The 16,432-nt window shown below is 47.6% G+C and carries 14 protein-coding genes and 1 pseudogene; 2 read left to right on the top strand and 13 right to left on the bottom strand.

From position 1 onward, the window contains the following. Positions 1 to 126 precede the first annotated feature (126 nt). The 4 genes from FPZ49_RS03745 to FPZ49_RS03730 form a co-directional block, all read right to left on the bottom strand. Positions 127 to 1,224 carry a GerAB/ArcD/ProY family transporter gene (locus tag FPZ49_RS03745; RefSeq protein ID WP_186445590.1) on the bottom strand — a complete coding sequence of 366 codons (1,098 nt, stop codon included), beginning with the start codon at positions 1,222 to 1,224 and terminating at the stop codon, positions 127 to 129. After that, positions 1,221 to 2,384, bottom strand: coding sequence for a Ger(x)C family spore germination protein (locus FPZ49_RS03740; RefSeq protein ID WP_144843386.1), 1,164 nt, complete (start codon positions 2,382 to 2,384; stop codon positions 1,221 to 1,223). The genes FPZ49_RS03745 and FPZ49_RS03740 overlap by 4 nt, the downstream gene beginning before the upstream one ends. Continuing rightward, positions 2,381 to 3,754 (bottom strand): spore germination protein, encoded by a 1,374-nt coding sequence (locus FPZ49_RS03735; protein ID WP_391563802.1) that lies wholly within the window; start codon positions 3,752 to 3,754, stop codon positions 2,381 to 2,383. The genes FPZ49_RS03740 and FPZ49_RS03735 overlap by 4 nt, the downstream gene beginning before the upstream one ends. Before the next feature lie 144 nt (positions 3,755 to 3,898). Then, a complete protein-coding gene (locus FPZ49_RS03730) occupies positions 3,899 to 5,425 on the bottom strand; it encodes an NAD(P)H-hydrate dehydratase (RefSeq protein ID WP_144843384.1) in 1,527 nt (508 codons plus the stop codon). Between the two features lie 201 nt (positions 5,426 to 5,626). Here FPZ49_RS03730 and FPZ49_RS03725 point away from each other — a divergent pair, with 201 nt between their 5' ends. Beyond that, a complete protein-coding gene (locus tag FPZ49_RS03725; protein WP_261381227.1) occupies positions 5,627 to 5,995 on the top strand; it encodes a hypothetical protein in 369 nt (122 codons plus the stop codon). A gap of 217 nt (positions 5,996 to 6,212) precedes the next feature. Here the strand turns inward: FPZ49_RS03725 and FPZ49_RS03720 are convergent, their stop codons facing one another. From FPZ49_RS03720 to FPZ49_RS03690, 7 genes are all read right to left on the bottom strand, one after another. After that, complete coding sequence (locus tag FPZ49_RS03720) at positions 6,213 to 6,911, bottom strand: DUF7002 family protein (RefSeq protein ID WP_144843378.1); 699 nt, start codon at positions 6,909 to 6,911, stop codon at positions 6,213 to 6,215. 280 nt (positions 6,912 to 7,191) lie between these two features. Then, positions 7,192 to 7,410, bottom strand: coding sequence for a helix-turn-helix domain-containing protein (locus FPZ49_RS03715; protein WP_144843375.1), 219 nt, complete (start codon positions 7,408 to 7,410; stop codon positions 7,192 to 7,194). A gap of 10 nt (positions 7,411 to 7,420) precedes the next feature. Further along, a complete protein-coding gene (locus tag FPZ49_RS03710) occupies positions 7,421 to 7,900 on the bottom strand; it encodes a DUF2975 domain-containing protein (RefSeq protein WP_144843372.1) in 480 nt (159 codons plus the stop codon). A gap of 364 nt (positions 7,901 to 8,264) precedes the next feature. Next, positions 8,265 to 8,699: a hypothetical protein gene (locus FPZ49_RS03705; protein WP_144843369.1), complete on the bottom strand. Its 435-nt coding sequence runs from the start codon at positions 8,697 to 8,699 to the stop codon at positions 8,265 to 8,267. Positions 8,700 to 8,863: 164 nt separating this feature from the next. Further along, positions 8,864 to 9,799 (bottom strand): phosphotransferase family protein, encoded by a 936-nt coding sequence (locus tag FPZ49_RS03700; protein WP_144843366.1) that lies wholly within the window; start codon positions 9,797 to 9,799, stop codon positions 8,864 to 8,866. A gap of 46 nt (positions 9,800 to 9,845) precedes the next feature. Further along, positions 9,846 to 12,446, bottom strand: coding sequence for a phosphoenolpyruvate synthase (gene ppsA / locus FPZ49_RS03695; RefSeq protein WP_144843364.1), 2,601 nt, complete (start codon positions 12,444 to 12,446; stop codon positions 9,846 to 9,848). Positions 12,447 to 12,710: 264 nt separating this feature from the next. Further along, the gene (locus FPZ49_RS03690; RefSeq protein ID WP_144843361.1) at positions 12,711 to 13,175 is read right to left on the bottom strand and encodes a phage tail protein; all 465 of its coding nucleotides are present in this window, start codon (positions 13,173 to 13,175) and stop codon (positions 12,711 to 12,713) included. A 204-nt stretch (positions 13,176 to 13,379) separates the two neighbouring features. Between FPZ49_RS03690 and thiM the strand changes: the two genes are divergently transcribed. Next, complete coding sequence (gene thiM, locus FPZ49_RS03685) at positions 13,380 to 14,180, top strand: hydroxyethylthiazole kinase (RefSeq protein ID WP_144843358.1); 801 nt, start codon at positions 13,380 to 13,382, stop codon at positions 14,178 to 14,180. A 41-nt stretch (positions 14,181 to 14,221) separates the two neighbouring features. Here thiM and FPZ49_RS03680 read toward each other — a convergent pair. Further along, positions 14,222 to 15,096, bottom strand: a pseudogene (locus FPZ49_RS03680) (SDR family oxidoreductase). Between the two features lie 61 nt (positions 15,097 to 15,157). Then, on the bottom strand, positions 15,158 to 16,225 hold the full coding sequence (nagZ, locus tag FPZ49_RS03675) for a beta-N-acetylhexosaminidase (protein WP_261381226.1): 1,068 nt from the start codon (positions 16,223 to 16,225) through the stop codon (positions 15,158 to 15,160). Between the last annotated feature and the right edge of the window lie 207 nt (positions 16,226 to 16,432).

The following is a 16,432-nucleotide window of genomic DNA, read 5'->3' as shown; positions in this document are numbered from 1 at the left end:
AATCTCACCTTTCATTAAAACACAAGCATCAGGAGCAAGTACAGCTACTAACCCATAAAAGAAAAGAGCCGCGAAATTCGCGGCCCGACTATGATGCCCCTATGGCAATGGTTCCTTTTAATCTGGTCATATTAGATTGGCCTCCCGCTTTTGGCCTCTGAGAAGACTTACAAGCCATAAAATAATTGGTAAGCCTACAATGAATATAGGGAAAATGTAAATGATCCATACGAATTTGGCATAATCCAATAGTCCAATGATGTTTGCGGGCACGAGGGACATCGTGAAAATGACGGCTGCTGCAAATCCGATCACTGCTCGCCAATTCTTGATGCCGAGCAATTGCGCGGTTCCGAAGCTGTTGATGAATAAGTAAATGGCTAGCTTTACAAAAACGCCGAAAATCCATATAAACATAATCCAAACATCCATGTTTTGAATGAATTCTAGATAATTGATAAAGCGCACCATACTAAAATAGGGAAAAATTAAAGTGGAGCCGACATTGGTCCCGAAGGTCATAATGACAAAAATAGCCGTAAAGACGGCGATCAAGGACGGAACACAAATCGCGAGTAAAGTGGGCTTCAGCATCTTTTGCGAATTCGTAATAAACGGCACTAACATCATGATCATCATCGACTCTCCCAGGAATGAGGCATTCACGAATGACCCCTTCAATATGGCTATGGCCCCAGAGTCTGCATATATAGGCAAAAGGAGCGAGGGGCGCAGATTAGGTACATTTAATCCGAACGTTATGATAATGCCGACTAGAAGCAGCGGTCCGGCCATTTCACTGAAGCGAGCAATGGCTTCGATGCTTCCTGCGTAGTTGATGTACACCATAGCGGCGACCATAAGGATTGCAATCACCCAAATCGGCGTATCGTGAAACAGAAATTGCTTTATAAACAAGGAGAAGATTCTCAATATATCGGCAGACACCGTAAACCACATTAAAATATACAACACAGCGATGAGCTTTCCGACCCATTTTCCCAAGAGCGTCTGCGCAAACTCCACCAGGGTTTGAGAAGCATTCCGCTGACACACTTGAACGTAAATCAGAGTCACGACAAATCCAATGACACCGGCCACGGCAAGGGAAATCCATGCGTCCTGTCTAGAAGTTTCAATCGTAGGAGATACCGTGAGCCAAATACTCATGGAAATTTCTAACGTAGTGAGCGTCCAAAACAACTGCCAAGGTGTAATTTTCACTTTCGTTCTCCAATCCCTGGGATACGCCTTCCGATATCCCCCGTGTTCTGAATTTTCAATTTGACCTTCACGGATACCTCAACCGTCGGGAAAAGCTGATCCCAATTGCCCCGAAGCTGTTTCCATTGGTACGGATGCTCTTTGTGAATTTCTTCTCCGATTCCAACCGCATCTTGTCCAAACTGCTGCTGCAGCTTCTTAATCGTAGCTTCGACCTTCTTGGCTTTGATTTCATTGAGCTTACGCTCCAGCGGAACACGTTCTGCGGTTACGGAAACATCAATATTCGTGTTGTTTTCCAGTACTCGTCCCGTTCCCTCAAGCTGTACAAAAGCTTTAATTCGATTACCTTTAATTTCTGTACGAACGAATTTCTTTAAATTGGATTCGTATAAAGAGATGCTGCCTTCCTCGATTTCTTCGGTGATGAATTGTTCTTTTAATACCCCTTTCACCCAGAACATCTCCAGCGATTCTCTCCCCCACACTTTACCGACCATTTGCAAGTTTTTATTAAAGATCGCAACCGATTTCACTTCCATGATTTCCGCTTTCTCTTGTTCATTATTCGGTGAAATATCGACCATCGGCATGGAAGGCCGGATGCCATCCAATCCTACATCGAGTAAAACATCCCGCAGAGCCGTGTCCCCTAAACGACAGTATCGGTCTTGATCTACAGCGACGATGGCGGAGAATTGATTAAAGGGACTGTTAATTTTTAATACATCTTTGCCTTCTCCTTGATTCACAACGAAGATATCCGTGCGCATCCGCGTATCGGTATTCCGTGTAAACTGATCCATGATCTCGACTAACCCTTTTCTGGCAAGCTTTTCACCAATGAAAATGGATCTGCGGTGACCTAGAAACACCCTGCGGGGCAGCTTATCTTGAACTTGCTGGGTCAAGTCAACGATGGACGTTCCGGTAGCCGTCAGAACAATGTCTCCTCGTTTACCGGATCCCCCGCCCCCTTGCTTGCTCTTGAAATCGGCGGGAACGGCAACCTGAGCGCTTTTGACAAGCTTTCCATCCTCCGACAAATCCAGGGCCGTTCCAATCCAGAACGCGTAATTATTAATTTCATTTCGATCCCAGCAGCCCGTCAATAGCGTGGTCAGTATCAAGCACATCATTAGACCGACTTTCTTCATCATGGCTTACGCAGCGCCGATATGTACCGTTTATTCATTCGTAATAGCGTATCCTTCCAGATATTTTGGCCGATCGGAGTTAACGGTTTTAAATAGGGGACACCGAAGGATTTCAGTGTCACAAGGTGAATCATGACGAACATGACTCCAATCGCGACCCCATACAGCCCCATGAATCCACCTAATATTAGAAGTGGAAACCGCAATATTCGAAAGGGCAGTGCCAAGCTATAGCTCGGAAACGCAAATGAAGCAATTCCGGTACCTGCAACGATCATCACGATGGGAGCTGAGATAAACCCAGCTTGGACAGCGGCTTCTCCAATGACCAGTGCCCCTACGATACTCACGGCTGAACCGATGGCTTTAGGCAGCCGTAGACCGGCTTCTCGCAGCCCTTCGAACATGAGCTCCATGAGCAACGTTTCGATCACGGTGGGAAACGGAATCCCTTCTCGAGATACCGAAATACTGAGCATGACAGCAAGCGGGATCATTTGGGGATGGAATGTCGTAAGTGCAACATAAATAGAGGGAAGTAAACAGGACATCATGGCAAGCAGGAACCGCAAAAGCCTCACAGCCGAAACATATAAAAATCGTTCATAATGGTCTTCCGCCGCTTGAAATCCCGCCCAAAAGGTCATCGGCACTAATAGTGCATTGGGAGAGCCGTCGACGATAATCGCTATTCGGCCTGCCAAAAGACTCGAGGATACGGTGTCCGGACGTTCGGTATTTTGGATTTGCGGAAAAAAGGATAAGGTCTTGTCCTCGATAAATTCTTCAATATATCCGGAATCCAGCAGCTGATTCGTTTGAAACGCTTCAAGTCTTCTACGGACTTCTTGCAGCAGCTCGGGTTTGACCTCATCTTCGATATAGGCCACAACAAACTCCGTATTCGTCAGTTCTCCGGCTTGATGCTTCTCGAATTTGAGCTTCGGATGACTGATTTTTCTTCGGATCATGCTTAAATTAGTTTTGAGGTCCTCGGTAAATCCTTCACGCGGTCCTCGAATATTCGCCTCATTCGATGGTTCATTAATGGCGCGCTGTTTGAAATCGGTCAGGTCTGCTACATAAGCAAAAGGCTTTCCGTCTACAAAAATGGCTGTACTGCCTTTCAACACTTTGGCTACAATTTCCGAAAGCTGATTCACCATTTGATATTGCTTCAGCCGATCAACATCCTGAGAAAGCAAACAGGCTGTAATAATCTGTTCCAATTTATCCGAGTCTGTCAGCTCTTCAATGTACACGAGCAGCAGATCGGACTGATCCATAAATTTTAAAGGTCTAAATACGACATCCGCACAATTATGAAAAATATGTCGCAATGCATCGGAGTTGACGTTAACACGTTCGCTCACGTCCAGTGGAAGGGTTGGCTTGCTAAGCTCTATGGCACTTCCCTCCTTTCCCAATTTTTCGATTTTTATTTTGTGTGGATTTATGCTGCATTATTCCAAGAAATAGAAAAGGAAGCACTACCGCTTTCGCAGCAGTGCTTCCTTCTACAGCTCATCGACAATGTCGCCTGCAATCAGAGATCTGGTCGATGGGCGTTTAGCCGCAGCTCTGTCCCCCGCTGCCCCGTGGAGATAAACGCCTAGTGCAGCCGCCTGTGCGGCGGAACACCCCTGGGCGAGCAAGCTGCCGATGAGGCCGGCGAGCACGTCGCCGGAGCCGCCCGTGGCCATTCCCGCGTTCCCGGTGACGTTGATGTACACCTCGCCATGCGAGGTGGCGCACACCGTGCGGGCTCCCTTGAGCACGAGCGTAACGCCGTGCTCGGCTGCATAGCGACGAGTGAGTTCGATGCGATCTCGCTGAACTTCCTTCGTCGGCAGCTTGGCGAGCCGCGCCATTTCGCCCGGGTGAGGCGTCATTATCGTAGCCTCCTCCCTTCTTCGCCATTCCGGGAAGTCAGGCGCATCCGCGATCATGTTCAGCGCATCGGCGTCGATAACGAGCGGGAGGGTGGTGCTCTCCCAGACCTCGCGAAGCCACTCGGTATCCCCGTTCCAACGCCCCATGCCCGGCCCCACGACAAGCGCTTGCTTGCCCGTTATCAGCTTTAGTAAATCTTGAATGCTTGTGCCATCCCAATCCCCTTGCCCGTTATCGCTAACAGGGACAAGGATCAGCTCCGGCTGGTGCCCGACAAGAGTGGGAACAAGTGCAGCAGGTGCTGCCCAAGTTACGAGGCCGCTGCCACCCCGCAAAGCAGCCGTCGAAGCGAGCAGCCCCGCTCCGCTATACGCGCGGCATCCAGCGGCTACAAGCACATGGCCGGCTGTCCCCTTGTGAGCGTCTGGGGCGCGTCGTAAAGCAGAAGAGGCAGCTAGCTTTCGTTCCAGTGCCTTATCGTTCAACTCGAACGTGGTGACTTCGTGTTCGTCGGCAAGCCCGACAGGAATTCCAATGGGGCGCACTACGACCTCCCCTGCGCACTCGGCACCAGGAAACTGCAGGAGTCCGCGTTTTTTGAAGGCCAATGCTACTGTCTTGGTCGCACGGATACAAGGCTGGTTGATCTCTCCGGTATCCGCGTTGATCCCGCTGGGAATATCGATGGCAACGATCGGGAGCCCGCTGGCGTTCGCTTGTTCAATAAGCTTGGCATAAACGTGGCGAGGCGCACCCTTTGATCCAGTGCCAAGCAGACCGTCGACAACTCCGTCATAGTCGCGCCAATCGAGAGTGTCGATCCCGTATCGCATAGCCTGGATCTGCAGCTTCGCGGCAATATCCCGCTGCACGGCTGCGTCGCCTGTAAGCGATGCCGGATCAACGGTGTAAACGACCGTCGCTTCCACTCCTGCCTCCAGCAAATGACGTGCGGTGACCAGCCCATCAGCGCCGTTATTGCCTTTGCCGACCAGAATCAGCCAGCGCCGGCCAACCTGAGGAGCCATACCGATGATTTCTTCCGCTACGGCGCGCCCTGCATTTTCCATCAGAACTAATGCTGGGATCCCGATGCGCTGAATGGTATCAAAATCTATGCGTCTCATTTCCTCGGCCGTAACTACATGCATAGTCAATCCCCCTTGTAATACTTTATTTCATCTTACTGTACCTGATAGGCATCCGTACAGACACATGGTGATCCACCTACATAAAATGAATTCAGTATGACAAATACCTACGGTCTCATTGAATAAGGAGCGATTAAGATGGCTAGTATTCCGTCCCCCTCACGGTGGGGTATCCAAGCTAATGCAGGGGGTAGACCCGTTGTGTTTGGCACATTTAGCATCAATTCGGTTACTGGTAACCGAGTAATGGGAAGTATTAATTTTCGTGGTTCGGAGATCCCGATCCATGGAACGTGGGATGAGGGAGCCAAGCAATTAAAAATGGACTCCCCTTATGCATCGTATTCTGGTCATTTAAGTATATTGGATGATGCATCCATTAAAGTGCGGCATTATATCCTAAATGGAACACTTCTTATGAAGCCTCCCTCAATACAAGCAGGTGAGCATGGGACCTGGATTGCAACAACAAATACGAGACTCACAGGCACTCCGATTCCGAGTCAAGAGTTGCCGCCAGTCGGAGCTTTTTTAACAACAGTCTTACTCAATGGGGGTTTAGAACCTTGATTGATGATTTTCCAGATTGAGATGAAAATAAAAAAGTCCGCGGGATATTTACGCGGACTTTAGACGTACTCTACGATTATTTTAGAATATCTTGCGCTTGTTCGATGATTTCTTGAAGGATCGCCGCAGCACTTTGGCCAGATGTGAGCATCCTTAAGCATCAGAATGACTAAAATATATGCGAGCAAAAAGCTTCGGGATTTTAGAATGCTCCAAATCATTTCATTAGTTCCCCTTTCTTAAAATCCTGTAGTGACTGTGCGTACATCCTCCAACCATCGGGTATCTCCTTCATCTCATTGCAGTAAACGGCCTGTAAATAACGGGACAGGTTCGTTACTTTTTCCTCCACAAGCACCTCTCGGATCTCTGAAGGCTTCGTAGGCACATCATTTTCCCGTACCATCTCGAACTGCTCTAGCGGCAAAAACATTTGAAGACTCTTTTTATAGGAACAACGATTCGCGTACCGAGGCGAGCTTCCGGAATCGTACTTGGACAATTTCACTCTGTTGTGGTAATCAAACAGCAGCGAATAGGCATCGAGTTGAAGGATGGCGAAGGCTTCCTGAGGTTCTCGTTTTGAATACATCTCGAGCATTTTAAGACAGTCGCGATACGTCGGCCAAAAAAATACGTGCTGATCCAAATAATGATAAAATTGTTGATGCGTTGTATTGGCGGCCATCATTTGATCCGCAATCCGCAGATGAGCATTGGCTATATAGACTTGGCCGTGAAAATGAATTTCTCTTCGCACTTCCCGTCTTCCATTCGACCAAGCCGGATCAGCCTGATGACTTGAGTACAAAGCATCTTGCTGCACCATGGAAAGCAAGTTTCGGACTCTCGTAAAATGAAATAGCGACTTCCGCTTCGGACTGTTCGTTATTTTGGTTAGTACCGGATCACTCATACCTTGATACCTCTTATCGGATCTCCATTCTTAGGCATTCTATCATCCCCTGTTGTCACAAGGTTCATACAGTACGTTTGCTATGCAGCTTATGTTACCACAATGAAATTTGATGTAGTTATGAAAAGATTCAATACCCGTTATTTCAAAATGTGATAGCTAGAGGGCGTAGTAATCTCGAAAATAACTCAATACAATACTCAACGCAAAGAAGAGATAGCTTAATAGCTATCCCTTAAATTCTCAATCGACTCCCGTTAAATCAATTTGTTGTCTGTTTTTATTGAGTGTTGTCATCGCTTTTATATTCCAAAATATCACCAGGCTGACAATCCAAAGTCTTACAGATCGCTTCTAATGTTGAAAAACGAACCGCTTTCGCTTTCCCATTTTTCAGAATAGAAAGATTCGCCATAGTAATTCCAACCTTCTCCGAAAGCTCCGTTACACTCATTTTTCGTTTTGCTAACATCACATCAATATTAATAATAATCGCCATATCATCCACCTCAGACCGTCAAATCATTCTCTGATTTTATGTTAATCGCTTCTTGTAGAAGCCGTTGAAGGATAGCAGCAAAAATGGCGATAACGGACGAAGCAAAAATGATGATAAGTCCTATTAATCCAATCGGAGGGTCAACTTTTTTCGCTATTAAATGAAAGAGTGGCAAACCTACTACATACAAACCACTGATTATAAACGCACAGCGCTTGATGTTCTTTAATGCCTTTACAGATAATTCGGAGAACGCTGCGTTCCCATCAATGTACCGTAACAGATTGAAAGCCTGATAAAGAGCAAAGTAAAAAGGCACAGCCGCTCCATACATTAGGATGAAAACGAGATATTTCATTGAAGCCATATTGGGATACAATTCTGCTGCGAAATTCGCTATATGGGGCACCAAAAATATACATAAAGCAAGAACCGCTAGCCCTATAACAAAAACAGCTATTTTTAAAAACAAAGTGGTGACTTCTCTCAAAATAAACACCTCACAATATTTAATGACAACCTGATTTTAGCACAATATTTATCGTTCATCAATAAATACACATTGTTTTATATCATATTATTATTGTTATTGATTATTCATTTTAATTTCTACAAATATAAAAGGATATAAAAAAAGAAACCGCAGTAAGCGGCTTCCCCTTATTTGTTTAACGCTATTAACAATCAAATGGTTGCATGCCTTAAGACAACATTTCTCTCTGAGCACGATAGAATTGTTCAAGAACGGGATCTGACCTTTTAGCATTGCTTATGACTTGAATGGGCCGTTGAGTTTCTTTCAACTTATTAATCACTCTCAGCTGCTGCTCCACTCGCTTCATCTCCTTCAAGATTTATTCTTGGTTTAGCTTCAAGGCATATCTTCTACGTCGTTCCTCCAATTGGATCGGTCCTTCAATCTTATCAAGCCATTTATTGAAGCTTTTGATCGCATCGTGTGGCATATAATAGTAGCTGTAGTGGTATTTTTTACTTGGGTCGTCTGGTTTAGGGAACGAGTCCCCATATATCGCATAAGGTGCAGCTGAAAAAAAGAAGCAGCCGTATTCAGTTACCATGCGCAGTTCGATACATATGTCGCCGTGTAATTTAAAGTCAACAATTTTCGGGACATCCTTCGGGTCTCCACACTCTTCTTTTATTAGTGCTTTATAGGCAAAAGCAATGAATGACTCCACTTCCTCTTCTCCAAAATGTTGTACCCACATCACCCGGTCGAGTAGCGAGATTTCGATGCTTTTCCCTTTTCCTTTGGCTTCGATTCTCAAGATCCATCCCCCTATCACTATCAACATGCTCTTATACTTATGATTTCCAATTATAGTAAAATCGAAACGTCTGCTAGAAAAGTTCACAAACAGAAAAAGCCCGAAACCATCCGAGTGATTCCCTCAGAGTTTCAGGCTTTCAAGCTTTCAGCTTATGCAGCAGATTATCGTTTAGCGGCAGCGTACCAGCTTGGCACTACATTTTCAAACTGATGGTGATCTTCCAAAATCGTCCGTATTCGTCCCAGCATAAGCTCTAGCTGCTGCGGGACAACCTTTAAGGTCCACGTGATCGACGGAAGCATGGTCATGGCTGTGTAAAGGGAATATAACGGCCAGAAATCTTCCGGTACATCTCCATCAAAGTAGCCGTCGATTTGGCCTGCCGAGAACGGAATGCTGTCATGACGGGTGAAATAAGCGACTTTCTGGAACTCCTCATAAGGATCGCCCCAGTCGAACCGGTTGAAATCGATCACACCGGAATAGCGCCGCTCGTAGATCAGGAGATTCGCAGGATGAAAGTCATCATGCTGGAACCGGTTAGGCCGCCCGTCCATCAGCTTCAGATGATCGTCTATAAAACGCAGCACCATGTCTTCCTCCGGAAGCTTTACGCCGCAGGACTGATATTCGGCGAGCTGCTGCAGATACTTGTTGCTCCTTCTCTCGTTCCAGCTCTTCATGTGAAGCGGTGCCATTACTTTATGAATGAGCTTCAGCTCCTGGCCAGCCTCTAGCCCGATCACGTACTGCTCGTCTTCCGTCAGGCCTGGCAGTAATTCCGCCGCGTCCTCGCCTTTCACATAGCCCAGGACAAGATAACAGATGCCCCACTCCTCAACGACCCCAAAAGCAATCGGCTCAGACGTATATACGCCTAGCTCGTAGACGCGGCGAATCATATCGAATTCTTCTTTCTTTTTCTCCGACTGCTGTATTGGAGCCGTACGCAGCACATAGGAGGGCTGCTCCTCCTTGCGATGAATGAAATACTTCCCGTCCGCTGAGTACCCTTTATGAATCTGCGTGATCGCTTTCGCCTGCCTCAGAGCGGGAATATGTCTACGAATGGCAATGATGTCGTTGATTGGAACCATGGTTTCACCTCTCCTATTAATTAATATAAGCCGACAGGATCGTCCATTACAATATTTCAATGTACCCTTCTGTTCCATTCACGCGAATGCGCTGCCCGTCTTTAATCCGTTGGGCAGCATTTTCCACCCCGACAACAGCTGGTAAGCCATACTCACGCGCGATAACAGCTCCATGGGTCATCAATCCACCCACTTCGGTGACTAATCCTTTGATCGATACAAACAATGGTGTCCAGCCAGGATCAGTAAAGGCGGTGACTAAAATATCTCCGTCCTCGAGATTCGCATCCTCCATGTTTAAGATGACTCGCGCCCGCCCTTCTACAACTCCAGAAGAAACTGGTAAACCAACCATCGCATTAGCCGGCAGATGATCACTTTTGTACACACCTGTAATGATTTCACCATCCGACGTCATTACCCTTGGAGGTGTTAATTTGTTGAAAAATTGATAATCCTCTTTTCGTTTCCTGATGATCTGATAATCAAGCTGGTTGGTACGCACGACTTCGTGAAGCTCTTCAAACGCGAGATAAAATATATCGTCTCTTTCATGAATTACGCCGGCACGAACGAGTTGCTCGGCTTCTTTCAATAAAGCCTGCTTATATACAAAGTAGCGGTTAATATAGCCGTATTTCGGATATTCACGATACCCGATGAAATTCCGGATGAGGCTGATCATTCGCTTCGTCTCTTCGGCTTTTTGTTCACCGTCCGATAATGATTTCAAACGATTTAGTAGCTCTTGTTCTTTGGCCAACGCTTCCCGAAGCCCTTGCTCAAACTTTCGATGGCCAGCATTAGGCTCAAAGTGCTTGATGTTATTGAGAATCATAGGGACGAGGGTCATCGGTTTTTCACTCCAACGCGTTCTACTAATATCAATTTCTCCGGCACACCGCATGCCGTATTTAGCAAGATACGCATGGATCGCGTCTTTAGTCTCCTGTCCACCTTCAAACTTACCCAGTTCATCCAAAAAGCTTTCCTCTTTCACATGCTGCAAAAACTGAATGACCTCTGGATAAGGACGTACCACATCGGCAACCTCCATTAGTGCCAGACCCATTTCTGAAGTAATATTGTTGGGTACAGATTGAGAAAGCGTATCGGCCGCATTTTTTTCGCCTAACCACTCGTTCATTTTCTCATTGATCCATGCTGAAGCATTCATAGCGGCCATAAATACAGCCGTGCTTTGCGGGTCAAATAAGAGCTTCTTCAGCTCCTGAATGTCTTCCAGAATAAAATCAAACAACTCGGATCCGGACTTCGTTTGGATATTTTGTTTTAACGCATTCACCGATGCTTGATTTCGAGTAATCAAATCAGAAACGATGGCGGGATTGTCTTCGAATGGAGCATGCACATCTGTACTGCTCTTACGAGGACTCGGTGTTGTTGAATCATCTGGCAGCAATTTAATAAAATCTTCTCGCTCTACTATGGTCGTCAGTGCATTTTTTATGAGCGGATCGGATTTTCCCAAAACATCGATTAACATGCTCCTGCCGACAGGTGAAGCTAGTCTAGGTGTAACATCAACAAACAACCGTCCACCAGCTTTGCGCATAGGCGCAGGAGTGATTAATAGATAAAACGATAAGCCCAGTGGTTTGATGGGATCGGTCATCATTTGTTGATGGCCAACCGATAAGTAGACGTGATTTTCTTGGTCATTTGCCTCAGGGATGGGGAATAACGTCGTGATGGGACGGCTCTGGACAATATAAAATGTATCCTGAGCCAGACACCATTCGATATCTTGTGGAGAGCCAAAATAAGCTTCAATTTGTCTTCCAATACGTTCCAGTTTTAAAATTTGCTGTTCAGTAAGCGTCTGTGACTTCTGCTGCGCCGGATCGAGCTGCTGAGTCTGTGTTCCGCCTTCTTTCCGTCCATAGATAGCTAAGGTTTTGGTCGCTATTCTCTTATCGACGATTTTCCCTTCCTTGACTTTATAACTATCGGCAGATCCCAAGCCAGACACCAGTGCTTCTCCCAGTCCATAACTAGCATCGATGGATAGCACCTTCCGGTTCGAGGTGACGGGATCCGCCGTGAATAATATCCCCGAAGCCTCCGGGAAAACCATCTTTTGAATGATCACGGATAAATACACATGACGGTGGTCGAATCCATTTTGCATCCGGTAGATTACCGCGCGATCCGTAAACAGCGAAGCCCAGCATTGGCTGATATGCTGCAAGATGGCTTTTTTGCCTATGATATTTAAATAGCTGTCTTGTTGACCGGCAAAAGAGGCATGTGGCAAATCTTCAGCCGTCGCACTTGAACGAACCGCATAAGCATGGTCCTCGCCCAGTTGGGACAGATAGTGAGTAACAGCGTTCTCAACCTCGGAAGGAATCTCAGCTTCCAATAGGAGTTGTCGCAGCTTCCTGCTGATTTCGCCAATTTGATCTCGATCTTCTACTCTTAGCGCTGACAGCTGCTCCAGCAAAGCATGATAAGCTTCGTGTTGTTCGATCGCTTTTTGGTAGCCCAGGGTGGTAACACAAAATCCTTCAGGCACTTGTAGTCCTTGAATTTTGGATAATGCCCCTAAATTTAACCCTTTTCCGCCAACGAGCAAAAGCTGAGTTTTTTCGATTTCGTGGAAGCCGAGAACAAACGAGCTCATTCACATCTCTCCTAACCATTAAATTGAGAAAGCATTTGACAAGAGCTAACCGGCATGCTACAATAAAAGTATAAGATGGATCAACTATGCTTAAATGATTAAATCACAGTCGTGACTTGATTATATCATCGAGTCTTTAAATGTGCAATATGAAAGAACCTGGCGATATGATCCAGGTTCTTTTTTGATTTTCTCCGCTATTTTTGTTTATTGTAAGCACTGTGCCTCTGCAATATACCATGCATACGAATTTGTTTATGCAGCTTAATACTCGCCTTTAATGACAAAAAACGAACCGCGAATCGTGCCGGCCAGCGCAGACTTCTGCCTAGCAAACTTAAACCTGCCTTCTAGCTCCTCTGGTACCTCCATTCCCTCAGAGAGCTTAAACCCAACGGCCCGCTTCTTGGGGTCATCCACCGTATACATGACGTTAACCTCAAGACCACTCTCATAAAAGACGTAGGCCATTTTAATATTTTCCACTTGGAACTGCGACGTCTCTAAAGGCTTGGCCGCAAACGCAAGATCCCGTTCTTTTTTCAAGATGCCGTTCACATAATCCAGGGTCCCCTGGCTTTCGCTGGCGGGTACAACCGTGAATTCATGCTTGTATTTGTTCATAAAGTAACGAGCCTCATTCGCACGTAAACCGGCAAGCGCTTCCGCTACTGGTGATGATTCCAAACCAATCGTGGACACCTTTTTAAAATCAACGATATAGGACATTCCTTTCTCTCCTTTTTTCTCTTGAATTTCTACCCCACAGTGTTGCCAAAAACGTATGAATTGAGCCAGTCTGATTCGATTCCTAGAGGTAATTCATTGTAATTTTGGTCCTATTTGATTACACTTATCGTAACCGAGGAAGCGGTTGAGGGTACGGCTGCTCGCCGTAGTCCGAGTAAACCAGTTGGAGAAAGGCAGATACCGATGAATTTGCAATATGTTGCAGAATTGCTCGACAAAGTGCGAGCCAGCAATCCGCTAGTACATAGCATGACTAACGTGGTGGTAACCAATTTTACGGCTAATGGATTGCTCGCTTTAGGGGCATCACCGATCATGGCGTATGCAAAAGAAGAAGTAGCCGACATCGCGCGGATTTCCGGAGCCGTCGTGCTCAACATTGGGACATTGAACGAAACGGAAGTAGCGGCGATGAAGCTGGCCGGTGCTTCGGCAAACGAACAAGGCGTACCGGTGATTCTCGATCCGGTAGGCGCGGGGGCAACGGCGTACCGTACCCAAGTGTCCCGGGATTTAATGAGCGAACTGAAGGTATCCATCCTTCGCGGCAACGCAGCGGAAGTAGCGAACGTTATCGGGCATGCTTGGCAGATCAAGGGCGTGGACGCTGGCGCAGTCGAAGGCAATATTGCAGAGCTGGCACGGACGGCGGCTCATCAATGCAACACGGTCGCAGTCATTACCGGAAAAGTAGACTATGTGTCCGACGGCTCGCACACCTATGAGATTCATAACGGCGACGCGATTCTGACCCGCGTGACTGGAACCGGCTGCTTGCTGACCGCAGTAATCGGCGCTTTCGCGGCGGTTGAGCCGGATGGCGTGCAGGCTGCAGCTGCGGCGCTCGTCTATTATGGCGTAGCGGCGGAAATCGCGGCGAACCGAACAAAGGAGCAAGGACCGGGCAGCTTCCAGATCGAGTTCTTGAACCAGCTGTCGTTAGTATCGGCCGACGATGTGCTGCGCTTAGGGCACATCAAATAAAAGAGGAGCTGCCAGCTCCTCCCTTCCCTCACCCTCTAGGATCAAAAACCATTCTCTTCAGCATACTTCCCCCAATGCGGACGGCGATCGTCGATATCGATAAAGCCGTAGTCGTCCGACAGCCCCCAGGAGCTTAGCAGTTGTCCGGATTTATCAGAAACCTTAGGATCGGCCGCAAGGGCTGCAATTCCCCTAGCCACAAAGTATGGCGTCTCCGACTGCAGAAAATGAATATCCTGTGCAGCCGCATCACGCCAATTCTCCTCCTTCACGCCGAAATATTCCAGCATCGCCTCGGAGCGAAGAAATCCGGGGGACACAGCAACCGCCGTCACACCATGCGGCTTGAGGTCGACCGCCATCGCCTGCGCTAAATGGGATACACCGATTTTGGCCAAGCTGTAGAATAAATTGCCTCGATAGTGATACCCGATGCGATCGGTAATCTCTACAATAAGTCCAGCTTTGCGTTGTATCATAATGGGTGCGGCATAATGCGCCGTCATGATGTGAGAATGTACAGCTTGCTGCTGCATCAGCAGTCCTTTGGATAAGGAACACTCCCAGAAGCCTTTGCCCCACTCCGCAAGCGGATCGCCTCCCACACATCATTGACCAGGATATCCAACCGTCCGTCCTGCTCGGAGACAATGCGCTCGAACAGCTTCTGAATTTCTTCTTCCTTGGTATGGTCAACACGGATGGCAATGCCATTGCCTCCCGCCTTGGAGATGAGCTCAGCGGTTTCCTCAATCGTCTCCGGACGGTTCATCGGAGAGCGCTCAGCCCTCGTTGAACGGCCTGTCACGTAGACTGTTGCTCCGGCGCGTCCGAGCTCAACCGCAATCGCCCGCCCCGCTCCTCTCGTTGCTCCTGAGACTAAAGCAATCTGGTTCAGCAGCGGTTGTTCTTCCATGGTCATGATCGTTATCAGCTCCTTAGGAAATAATGGATTCGACATAAAGAAAATATTTCCTCTATTTCTTTAACGCCGCTTCAATCAGCTGATTGACCTTGTGAACATCTGCAGGCGCTGTCGGTTGATCGGACAGGTGGAAATCCGACTTTAGCTTGGCGATTCGAGTGACACTAGCGTCAATCGTTGTTTGAGGGATTTTTCCGCTTTGAACAGCGGCTGTGAGTGCGTCAAGCACGGCTTTTTGTTGCTCAGGGTCGTGTCCGACGAGTACGATATCTGCACCAGCCATGACAGCTTTCACCGCTGCGGGCCCGATCGCTATGGTTTTTCCGACGGCCTCCATCGTCATATCATCGGAGATGACAACGCCGCCGAAGTTCAATTCGCCACGGAGAAAATCTTGTATGATAATGCGAGACATCGAAGCCGGCGTATTCGGGTCCAGCTTGGTCATCAGAATATGCGCAACCATCACGACCGGAGCCCCCTTCTGGATCGCGCTTGCGAAAGGCACAAATTCGGTGGTTCGAAGCCGCTGCAAATCATGCTCTACCACAGGCAGCCCATAATGAGAATCAACGGAGGTATCACCATGACCGGGAAAATGCTTCACGACCGGAATCACGCCTTGTGACTTGATGCCCAGCATTTCTTGAACGCCCATGGACGTTACCCTGTTCGCGGTAGTTCCGAACGCACGGTCGCCGATGACCGGGTTGTTTGGATTCGTATTGACGTCCAGCACCGGAGCATAGTCGGTATTGAACCCAGCCATCTTCATCGCTTCTCCGAGCGCTGAGCCGACGCGGTACGCATACTTAGGATCGTTCGTGCTCCCAACGGTCATACTGGCTGGAAAAGCCTTGATCTCCTTCGGTAAACGGGATACGCGTCCTCCCTCTTGATCGGCGCTCAGCAGCAGCGGCAGCTTGGACTTGGCGTCGCGGTTCACTTGTTTAAGTCCATTTAACAATTGGGACAGCTGTTTGGCCGATTCAACATTGTTGCTGTATAAAATGACTCCCCCAACGCTCCGTTCCTTGATGAGCGAGCTGATTTCCGGCTGCACCGCGGTGCCGTCCATGCCGACCAACACCATCTGGCCGATTTTTTCAGTCAAGCTCATTTGAGTTAAGACGTCCATCGTTTGATCGTGAGCAGGGGGCTGCGGTGTGGGAGATGCGGGAGGGAGTTCTGACGTCGGTGTGGGTGTCGGTGAAGCAGCGGGCGCTGTATGCGTGGTCCTGCATCCGACCAGAACTATGAGGATACCGATTATAATGGCATAGATCAATAACATCCGCTGAAGCTTCATAAGCAAATCTCCTCTCCT

It is taken from the genome of Paenibacillus cremeus (assembly GCF_007786445.1).
Taxonomy (GTDB): domain Bacteria; phylum Bacillota; class Bacilli; order Paenibacillales; family NBRC-103111; genus Paenibacillus_G; species Paenibacillus_G cremeus.
The sequence above is the reverse complement of the archived record's forward strand: the minus strand, read 5'-3'. Positions and strand labels throughout refer to the sequence as shown.

Coding starts and splice junctions, on each gene's coding strand:
- FPZ49_RS03720 (WP_144843378.1), bottom strand. CDS start 6,911: ATGAGTGATCCGGTACTAACCAAAATAACGAACAGTCCGAAGCGGAAG.
- FPZ49_RS03730 (WP_144843384.1), bottom strand. CDS start 5,425: ATGCATGTAGTTACGGCCGAGGAAATGAGACGCATAGATTTTGATACC.
- FPZ49_RS03715 (WP_144843375.1), bottom strand. CDS start 7,410: ATGGCGATTATTATTAATATTGATGTGATGTTAGCAAAACGAAAAATG.
- thiM (WP_144843358.1), top strand. CDS start 13,380: ATGAATTTGCAATATGTTGCAGAATTGCTCGACAAAGTGCGAGCCAGC.
- nagZ (WP_261381226.1), bottom strand. CDS start 16,225: ATGAGCTTGACTGAAAAAATCGGCCAGATGGTGTTGGTCGGCATGGAC.
- FPZ49_RS03690 (WP_144843361.1), bottom strand. CDS start 13,175: ATGTCCTATATCGTTGATTTTAAAAAGGTGTCCACGATTGGTTTGGAA.
- FPZ49_RS03740 (WP_144843386.1), bottom strand. CDS start 2,384: ATGATGAAGAAAGTCGGTCTAATGATGTGCTTGATACTGACCACGCTA.
- FPZ49_RS03700 (WP_144843366.1), bottom strand. CDS start 9,799: ATGGTTCCAATCAACGACATCATTGCCATTCGTAGACATATTCCCGCT.
- ppsA (WP_144843364.1), bottom strand. CDS start 12,446: ATGAGCTCGTTTGTTCTCGGCTTCCACGAAATCGAAAAAACTCAGCTT.